This window comes from Kineococcus glutinatus, assembly GCF_039542765.1.
GTDB lineage: Bacteria > Actinomycetota > Actinomycetes > Actinomycetales > Kineococcaceae > Kineococcus_A > Kineococcus_A glutinatus.
The window spans coordinates 1-8,759 of record NZ_BAABIL010000058.1 but is presented as its reverse complement, the minus strand read 5'-3'; the positions used below and the strand labels follow the sequence as shown (position 1 = coordinate 8,759).

Annotated in this window: 11 protein-coding genes; 5 read left to right on the top strand and 6 right to left on the bottom strand. The window is 73.3% G+C overall.

The features are described 5' to 3' along the window. Positions 1 to 58: 58 nt before the first annotated feature. The 6 genes from ABEB16_RS03125 to ABEB16_RS03100 all read right to left on the bottom strand — a co-directional run bounded on the left by ABEB16_RS03125 (position 59) and on the right by ABEB16_RS03100 (position 5,609). Entirely contained in the window at positions 59 to 850 is a 792-nt protein-coding gene (locus ABEB16_RS03125) for an SDR family oxidoreductase (protein ID WP_345710817.1), read from the bottom strand. 68 nt (positions 851 to 918) lie between these two features. Continuing rightward, entirely contained in the window at positions 919 to 1,716 is a 798-nt protein-coding gene (locus ABEB16_RS03120) for an IclR family transcriptional regulator (protein WP_345710816.1), read from the bottom strand. Between the two features lie 40 nt (positions 1,717 to 1,756). Next, positions 1,757 to 2,596, bottom strand: a complete 840-nt coding sequence (gene kduI, locus ABEB16_RS03115; RefSeq protein WP_345710815.1) for a 5-dehydro-4-deoxy-D-glucuronate isomerase — start codon at positions 2,594 to 2,596, stop codon at positions 1,757 to 1,759. A gap of 59 nt (positions 2,597 to 2,655) precedes the next feature. Next, on the bottom strand, positions 2,656 to 3,969 hold the full coding sequence (locus ABEB16_RS03110) for a TRAP transporter large permease (RefSeq protein ID WP_345710814.1): 1,314 nt from the start codon (positions 3,967 to 3,969) through the stop codon (positions 2,656 to 2,658). Between the two features lie 9 nt (positions 3,970 to 3,978). Further along, positions 3,979 to 4,563: a TRAP transporter small permease gene (locus tag ABEB16_RS03105; protein ID WP_345710813.1), complete on the bottom strand. Its 585-nt coding sequence runs from the start codon at positions 4,561 to 4,563 to the stop codon at positions 3,979 to 3,981. Beyond that, positions 4,560 to 5,609, bottom strand: a complete 1,050-nt coding sequence (locus tag ABEB16_RS03100; RefSeq protein ID WP_345710812.1) for a TRAP transporter substrate-binding protein — start codon at positions 5,607 to 5,609, stop codon at positions 4,560 to 4,562. The genes ABEB16_RS03105 and ABEB16_RS03100 overlap by 4 nt, the downstream gene beginning before the upstream one ends. A 344-nt stretch (positions 5,610 to 5,953) precedes the next feature. Between ABEB16_RS03100 and ABEB16_RS03095 the strand changes: the two genes are divergently transcribed. The 5 genes from ABEB16_RS03095 to ABEB16_RS03075 all read left to right on the top strand — a co-directional run. Next, positions 5,954 to 6,934 (top strand): DUF4862 family protein, encoded by a 981-nt coding sequence (locus ABEB16_RS03095; protein WP_345710811.1) that lies wholly within the window; start codon positions 5,954 to 5,956, stop codon positions 6,932 to 6,934. A gap of 106 nt (positions 6,935 to 7,040) precedes the next feature. Next, positions 7,041 to 7,196, top strand: a complete 156-nt coding sequence (locus tag ABEB16_RS03090) for a hypothetical protein (RefSeq protein WP_345710810.1) — start codon at positions 7,041 to 7,043, stop codon at positions 7,194 to 7,196. Continuing rightward, on the top strand, positions 7,193 to 7,834 hold the full coding sequence (nadD, locus tag ABEB16_RS03085) for a nicotinate-nucleotide adenylyltransferase (RefSeq protein WP_345710818.1): 642 nt from the start codon (positions 7,193 to 7,195) through the stop codon (positions 7,832 to 7,834). Before ABEB16_RS03090 ends, nadD begins: the two co-directional genes overlap by 4 nt. Before the next feature lie 122 nt (positions 7,835 to 7,956). Then, the gene (gene rsfS / locus ABEB16_RS03080; protein ID WP_345710809.1) at positions 7,957 to 8,346 is read left to right on the top strand and encodes a ribosome silencing factor; all 390 of its coding nucleotides are present in this window, start codon (positions 7,957 to 7,959) and stop codon (positions 8,344 to 8,346) included. A gap of 5 nt (positions 8,347 to 8,351) precedes the next feature. Continuing rightward, positions 8,352 to 8,759: histidine phosphatase family protein (locus ABEB16_RS03075; RefSeq protein ID WP_345710808.1), on the top strand; the 408-nt coding region annotated here is incomplete at its 3' end.

Genomic DNA, 8,759 nt, shown 5'->3' with positions numbered 1-8,759 from the left:
GACCGCGCCGCCTGGTGGCCGCCGGCCGGCCGCCGCGGCGGTGCACCTCCCCGCCGGCTCAGCGGGCCAGCCAGCCGCCGTCCACGGGGACCACGGCGCCGTGCACGTAGTCGGCGGCGCGCGAGCACAGGAACAGCACCGCACCGGCGATGTCGGACGGTTCGGCCCAGCGCCCGGCGGGGATGCGCTCGAGGATCTCCCGGCTGCGGCGGGCGTCCTCGCGCAGCGGCGCGGTGTTCGACGTGGCGACGTAACCGGGCGCGACCGCGTTGACGTTGACGCCGCGACCGGCCCACTCGTTGGCCAGCGCGCGGGTCAGGCCTGCGAGGCCGGACTTGGAGGTCGTGTAGCCGGGCACCGTCATGCCGCCCTGGAAGCTCAGCATGGAGGCGGTGTTGACGATGCGCCCGCGCCCGCGCCCGAGCATGCTGCGCCCGACCTCCCTGGACAGCACGAACGCCGCCCGCAGGTTGACCTCGAGCACGTGGTCGAAGTCGTCGTCGGAGTGCTCCGCGGCCGGGCTGCGGCGGATCGTCCCGCCGTTGTTGACGAGGACGTCGACGGGCAGGTCCGCCAGGCGGGCCGCCAGCGCGGTGACCTCGCGGCGGTCGGCGAGGTCGGCGCGCAGCGCGGTGAAGGTGCGCCCGGCCTCCTCCACGGCGCGGCGGGCGGCGCTGTCCCCGGTGGGCATGGAGCCGCTGACGCCGACCACGTCGGCGCCGGCCAGGGCCAGCGTGCGGGTGATCTCCAGGCCGATGCCCTGGCTGGCCCCGGTGACCACGGCGAGCTGGCCCTCCAGGGAGAAGAGGGCCTCGGTGAAGGTGGCCGGACTGGTGGTGACTGTCGTCATCGTGATGCCCTCCGGGCTCTCTGGTGGTGGCCCGCGGCGCGGGGCCGGCCGGTGCCGACGTGGTCGGGTCAGCGGACGTGCCCCAGCGCCGCGGAGATGCGGTCCGCGGCGGCCACGACCTGTGCCGCCATGGCCTCGATCTGCTCCTGGTTGTGCTCGAGGGTGAGGGTGGAGGCGCTCAGGCCGTACCTGATGGTGCCGGTGTGGTCGCGCACGGGCGCGGCGACGCAGCCCACGCCGGGTTCGTTCTCCTCCCGGTCCAGCGCGTACCCGAGGCGGCGCACCCGCGCGATCTCGGCCCGCAGCGCCTCGGGGGTGGTGATGGTGTTCGGGGTCCGGCGCGGCAGGCCGGTGCGCGCGGCGTAGTGGTCCAGCCCGTCGTCGGTGTAGCCGCTGAGGACGGCCTTGCCGATGCCGGACGTGTGCAGGGGGATGGCCAGGCCCACCCGCGAGGGCATCCGGTACGGCTTGTCGGAGTCGGCGCGGATCAGGTAGACGATCTCGTCGCCGTTGGCGACGCCGACGTGCACCGTGCACCGGACCCGCGCCACGAGCTCGTCGACGAAGGGCTGGGCGATGGCGGAGATGTCGATGCGCTGCAGCGCGCGACCGGCCAGGGACAGGACCTTGGGCCCCGGCAGGTAGGAGCCGTCGGGGGCCAGGGTCACGAACTGCCGGTTGAGCAGGGTGGTGAGGATCCGGTGCGCGGTGGCCTTGGCCAGGCCGGTCGCCTCCACCACGTCGCTGAAGCGCGGGTGGTCGAGCACGGCCTCCAGCACCAGGAGCGTCTTCTCGCTGGCGTTGGCCGCCGCGGCCGGGCGCCCCTCGTCGGCGGCGTGCCCGTCCGCAAGCGTCCTGGAGGTCATCGTCCCCACCCGTCCCTCGTCCTCACCCGCCGCCACCGGCCTACCGCATGTCGGCGACGGCGAACCCGTCCATGTCGTCGAACGCCTGATTCTCCCCCGCCATCGCCCAGACGAAGCTGTAGGCGGCCGTGCCGACGCCGGAGTGCACCGACCAGCTGGGGGAGATGACGGCCTGGCCGTCGGCCACGAGGACGTGGCGGGTCTCGGTGGGCTCGCCCAGCAGGTGCACGACGCGGGCGTCGGCGGGCAGGTCGAAGTACAGGTACGCCTCCGTGCGCCGGTCGTGGGTGTGCGCGGGCATGGTGTTCCACATGCTGCCCGGGTGCAGGGTGGTGACGCCCATGACGACCTGGCAGCTGCGCACGCCGTTCTCGTGGACGTACTGGTTGAGGGTGCGGCGGTTGGACGTGACCTGGTCGCCCAGCTCCCGCACGGTGCCGCCGCCGGCCGGCACGAGGGTGGTGGGGTGGGCGGTGTGCGCGGGCGCCGAGAACAGGTAGAAGCGGGCGGCCCCCGCGGCTCCGGTGGCGTCGAGGGAGGCGAAGACGACCTCCCCGGCCCCGCGGCCGACGTAGAGGCACGCGCCGTGCTCCAGCTTGTGCTGCTCGCCGTCGACGGTGATCGTGCCCGGCCCGCCGACGTTGACGATCCCGGCCTCCCGGCGCTCGAAGAACGTGGCGCTGGCGATCTCGGGGAACGTGGGCAGGGTCACGGTGGTCGTGGCGGGCACGACGCCCGCCAGGACGACGCGGTCGTGGTGGCTGTAGACGGCGCCCACCGCGTCGTCGGTGAAGAGGTGCTCCACGAGGTAGCGGCGGCGCAGTTCCGCGGTGTCCATGCCGGGCACGTGCTCGGGGCTGGTGGCGTAGCGCTGTTCCACGGGTTTCCTCCCGGGTTCTGGGGCGGGTTAAGGGGCGTGTTCTGGGGCGGTCGGGGATCTCAGGGGGTGGTGACCAGGCCGAGGGCCCGGGGCAGCCAGAGCGACAGGCAGGGGGTGAAGGTGACGACGATCAGCGTGAGGAAGAGGGCTACGAAGTGGGGCAGCAGCTGCCGGATGACCGGTTCGAGCCGGCAACCGGCGATCTTGGCCCCGACGAACAGGACCGTCCCCACCGGCGGCGTGATCGTCCCGATGCTCAGGTTGTAGATCATGATGATGCCGAAGTGCACCGGGTCGACCCCGAAGCTCGTCACGACCGGCAGGAAGATCGGCGTGAAGATGAGCACCGCCGGCGTCGCGTCCATGAAGCAGCCGACGACGAGCAGGACCACCGTGATGAGCAGCAGGATGACGACGGGGTTCTCGCTGATGCCGAACATCAGGGAGGAGGCGAACTCCGGGATCTGCGCGAAGGACAGGACGAAACCCATGACGGTGGAGACGGCGATGAGGAACATGACCACGGCCGTCGTGCGGGTGGACTCCAGCAGGATGCCCGGCAGGTCGCGCACCTTCAGGCTGCGGTAGGCCACCGCCAGGACGAGGGAGTACGCCACCGCGATGACCGCCGCCTCGGTGGAGGTGAACCAGCCCACCAGGATCCCGCCGATGACCACGACGATGAGCAGCAGGGCGGGGACCGAGTCCAGGAGGATCTTGACGCGCTCGGCGACCGGGGGCTGCTCGGTGACCTTCAGCTCGGGGCGCTTGCGGGCGTACCACCAGACGACCGCCATGCTCGCCAGCGTCCAGAGGATCCCCGGCAGGTAACCGGCGACGAACAGCGCGGCCACCGAGGTGCTGGAGACCAGCGAGTACACGATCATCAGGTTGCTCGGCGGGATGAGCATCCCGCCGGGGGAGGAGGCGATGTTCGCCGCCGCTGCGAAGTTCTTGTCGTACCCCTCCTTGGCCTGCAGGGGCGCCAGGGTCGAGCCGACCGCGGCGGCGGCGGCGATGGAGGAACCGGAGACGGCCCCGAAGAGGGCGTTCGCCGCGACGTTCGTCTGCGCCAGCGAGCCGGGCATCCGGCCCACCATCACCTTGCCGGCGTTGATGAGCCGCAGGGCGATCCCGCCGTTGTTCATGATGACGCCGGCGAGGACGAAGAACGGGATGGCCAGCAGGGGGAACGAGTTGATCCCCCGGAACATCTGCTGCGCGGCGGTGAGCGCCCCGGTGCCGGAGCCGACGATGACGAACATCGCCGCGACGCTGGACACGCCGACGCCGATGCTGATCGGCGCACCGATCGCGAGGAACAGGGCGATGCCGCCGATGAGGACGAGGCCTGCGAGGGCTGCGGGATCCACGGGCGCTCCTCAGACGGTCTCGACCTCGGCGTCCGGCTCGTACGGCGGCTCGTCACCGCGTGCGATCCGGACGATGTGGTACAGCGTGTACGCGGCGGTGAGGACGCCGCAGATCGGCAGCGCGAGGTAGAGCTGGCCGACGTTGAACGGCAGGCCGGTGACCTTCTGGTCCCAGGCGATGTCGACGACCTGCCAGCCCCCCCAGGCGAGCGCCACGACGGCGAACAGCAGGATCGTCGTCTGCACGGTGAGGGAGAGGACCCGCTGCACGGCCGGGGGTGCCTTCTGCACCAGCAGCTCCACCCCGACGTGGCCGCGCTCGCCGAACACCAGGGCCGAACCGAGCAGGCCCAGCCAGATGAACAGGTACTTCGCCAGCTCCTCCGACCAGGCGCTGGGCGCATCGAGCACCTGGCGGGTGAACACCTGCCACATGACGTCGAGGACGAGGGCGGCGAAGAGGACCACGCAGACCCAGCTGAGCACCCGGTCGAGGGCGTTCTTCGCCGACGTCAGCGCGCTGCGCCGGGGAGTGGGGCCCGCCGCGTCCCCCGCGGGGCGGGCGAGCTGCTCGGTGCCGATGCGGTGGCTCACGGTGCCGCCGCCCTGACCTGCTCGTGGATGCCGCGCACGAAGTCGTTGGTCAGCTTGGCCTCGGTGAGCGGTTCGATGGCGGCGTCGAAGGCGGCCTTGTCGACCTCGTTGAACGTCGCGCCGGCCGCCTCGGCGGCCTCCTTGGCCTTGACGATCTCGGTCTCCCAGAGCGCGCCCTCCTCCTCGACGGCCTTGGCGATCTCCTCCTCGAAGATCGTCCGGACGTCCGCGGGCAGGGTCTCCAGGACGGTGGGGTTGGTGATGAGGTAGTCGGGCAGCATGAGGTGCTTGGTGTAGCTGTAGAACTTCGCGACCTCGGCGTGCTTGGAGTTGGCGTAGGTGAGCTCGTTGTTCTCGGCGCCGTCGATGACGCCGGACTGGATCGCCGTGTAGACCTCGCCCATGCCCATGGGGGTCCCGTTGCCGCCCATGAGGCGGATCATCTCGAGGTTCGTGTCGGACTCGATGACGCGGATCTTCTTGCCGGCCATGTCGGCGGGGGTGGTGATGGGGCCGTCGGAGTTGTACATCGAGCGGACGCCGCCGTGGAAACCCGCGAGGACGCGGAGGTTGTGGTCCTCCAGGGAGGAGTACAGCTCCGACACGATCTCCGGGTCGTTGGTGGTCCTGCGTTGGTGTTCCTGGGAGTCGAAGACGAACGGCAGGTTGAAGACGACGAAGTCGGGGTTGTAGTTCTCCATCAGGGGGGAGGCGACCATCGCGAACTGGATGGTGCCGGCCTGGACGAGCTCGATGGTCTCCTTCTGCGCGCCGAGCGTCTCGTTGGGGAAGACGTCGACGTCGTAGGCGCCGTCGGTGCGCTCCTTGATGCGCTCGCCCATGGCGTCGAGGGCGACGGCCTGCGGGTGGGTGTCGGCCTGGTTGAAGGCGAGCTTGAAGACGGTGTCGGCCTCGGCCGCGGTGCTGTCGCCGGCGCCGGGTGCGGTGTCGGTGGTGGTCCTGCCGCTGCCCGCGCTGCACCCGGTGAGGGCGAGCGCGGCCGCGGCGAGCGGTGCGGTGAACCAGGTGGCTGCTGTGCGCCTCATGGCGGTGACTCCTTCGTCAGCTCGTGCCGTCAGCTGGTGTCGTCGTCGGCCGGTGCGGGACCGGAGCGGGACCGGAGCGGGATCGGAGCGGGGATCGGTGCGGGGTGGGTGCGGGGCCCGCACCGGAGCGGGGTCCCGCGCGGACCGTCCGCCGGAGGACGTCTGCGGCACCGGCGGGTCGTAGATGGAACTCAGTTCCGTTGGGCGGAAAAAGTAGGTACGGTGGCCGGGCCACGTCAAGAGGGCCCGCCGACGTCGGCGGTCGGCCCCCGCGCCACGCCCCACGTCGCCGCCCGCCGTGCCCCACCGCGACGCCGGCCCACCACCGCACCCCAGGAGGCACCATGACCGACCGCACCGGGCTCCTGGTCGCCGGCTACATGCTGGCGGCCCCCGACGGCACCGGGGAGGAGGAGCTCTTCGCCGGCCTCGCCGACCTCGGCATCGGGGGGCTGGAGTTCGCGCTGCCCCCCCGGGGGGCCGCGTCCCTGGAACCGGCGTGGATCCGCCGCAACGTCCTGCCGCGGTGGGACCTGCTCGTCAGCCTCGTCCCCAGCGTCGTGCCCGCGCTGGCCGCCGACCCCCGCTACGGGCTCGCCTCCGCCGACGAGCACGGTCGCGCCCGCGCTCTCGCCGACGTCGCCCGCGCCCGCGACCTCGCCGTCTCCCTCGCCGACGAGCACGGCCACCGCCGCGTCGTAGGCATCGAGCTGCACAGCGCCCCCGGCCCGCGCCACGGCTCCGCCGCGAGCCTGCGCCGCTCCCTCGAGGAGATCCTGACCTGGGACCTCGCCGGGGCGACGGTCGTCCTGGAGCACTGCGACGCCGCCGTGCCGGACCACCGGCCCGCCAAGGGTTTCCTCGCGCTGGAGGAGGAGATCGCCGTCGCCTCGGCGTTCGCCCTGCCCCCCGAGCGCCTCGGCCTGGGCTTCAACTGGGGTCGCTCGGCGATCGAGGGCCGCGGGCCCGCGCTCGCCGCCGAGCACGCCCGCACCCTCGCCGCCACCGGCCTGCTGCGCTCGGTCGTGTTCTCCGGCGCCACCGGCCAGGAGTCGCCCTGGTCGCCGGCGTGGGCCGACACCCACATCCCCCCGCGCGGGGCGGACCCCGCGCTGGCCGCCTCCGCCGCCTCGCTGCTCGGGAAGGCGGAGATCGCCGACACCCTGCGCGCCGCGGGCGACGTGCCCCACGTCGCGATCAAGGTCGCCGTGCGCCCCGAGGACGCCGACGTCCCCACCCGCCTCGCCGTCGCCCGGGCCTGCCTCGACCTCGTCGCCGGGGCCGGCGCCACCACCGGACCGCGGGTCGCGGTGGGCAGCCGCTGAGAGCTCGGCGGGGGCGTGCCAGACTGATCGGCAGCGCCCCCGCCGGTCGCGGGCGCGCGGCACCGACAGCGGCGCCGCCGTGGCAGACCCGAGGAGACCCACCGCCATGTTGATCCAGGCGTTCGTCGCGCAGGTCGCCGAGGAGGCGGAGGGCACCGAGCTGCCCATGTCGCCGCTGGCCTTCGGCATCGTCGCCATGTGCGTGCTGGTGGCGCTGCTGCTCGTCACCTTCGCCTTCCGCAACACCGGGTCCCGGCACTGACCCTCAGCGTCGAGGCCGTCGGCGTCGTCGGCGCCCCCCCGCGGTTGCGGCTGGGGGTGATGGGCGGCACCTTCGACCCGATCCACCACGGTCACCTCGTCGCGGCCAGCGAGGTGGCCGCCCGCTACGACCTCGACGAGGTCGTCTTCGTGCCCACGGGCAAGCCCTGGCAGAAGACGCGCCCGGACATCGCACCGGCCGAGCACCGGTACCTCATGACCGTGATCGCGACCGCGTCGAACCCGCAGTTCACCGTGAGCCGCGTCGACATCGACCGCGACGGCGAGACCTACACGATCGACACCCTGCGGGACCTCGCCGCCCAGCGCCCCGGCGCCGAGCTGTTCTTCATCACCGGTGCCGACGCCCTCGCCCAGCTGCTGTCGTGGAAGGACGCCGACCGGCTGTGGGACCTGGCGCACTTCGTCGGCGTCACCCGCCCGGGCCACCAGCTGTCCGACCACGGCCTGCCGGCGACGGGCGTCAGCCTCATGGAGGTCCCCGCGCTGGCCATCTCCTCCACCGACTGCCGCCGCCGGGTCCAGGACGGCCTGCCCGTCTGGTACCTCGTGCCGGACGGGGTGGTGCAGCACATCAGCAAGCACGCCCTCTACAGCGCCCGGCCGCCCGGCGGGTGAGCCCGCGCCCGGGGTGGACGCGCGCCGGCCGCCGCAGGGGAGCGGGGCGGTGCGGCGTGGGACACTCGGGGGCGACCACCCGTCCGCCCGGCCCCGCCCGGGGCCGCCCGCCGAGGAGACCCGTGCCCGCATCCGAGCGCGCCCGCGAGCTGGTCGTGCAGGCCGCCGCCGCGGCCAGCGACAAGCTCGCCACCGACGTCATCGCCCTCGACGTCTCCGACCAGCTCTACATCACCGACGCGTTCGTCCTGGCCTCCGCGCCCAACGAGCGGCAGGTGCGCACCATCGCCGACGCCGTCGAGGAGCGCCTGCTGGGCCACGGCGCCAAGCCGGTGCGCCGCGAGGGGGAGCGGGAGGGCCGCTGGGTCCTGCTCGACTTCATCGACGTCGTCGTCCACGTGCAGCACGCCGAGGAGCGGGAGTACTACTCCCTCGAGCGGCTGTGGAAGGACTGCCCCGCCATCGAGCTGCCGGCCCCGGCGGCCACCGCCGACCCCGGCGCGGAGGGCTGAGCGCGGTGGCAGCGGGCACCGTCGTCCTGTGGCGCCACGGCAGGACGGGCTTCAACGCCGCGCGCCGCTTCCAGGGCCAGCTCGACATCGACCTCGACGCCGTGGGCCGCGAGCAGGTGGCCGCCTCCGCGGCGGTGCTCGCCCGGCTGCGCCCGGCGGCCGTGGTGGCCTCCGACCTGCTGCGGGCGGCGGCCACCGCCAAGGCGCTCGCCGAGCGCACCGGCCTGCCCCTCGAGCTCGACGCGGGGCTGCGCGAGGTCGACGTCCCCGCCGGGGAGGGGCTGGGCAACGACGAGGTCGCGGCCCGCTGGCCGCAGGAGCACGCCGCGTGGCGCCGCGGCGAGGACGTCCCCATGGGCGGCGGGGAGCGCCGCAGCGAGGCCGGTGCCCGCGCCGCGGCCGCGGTGGAGCGC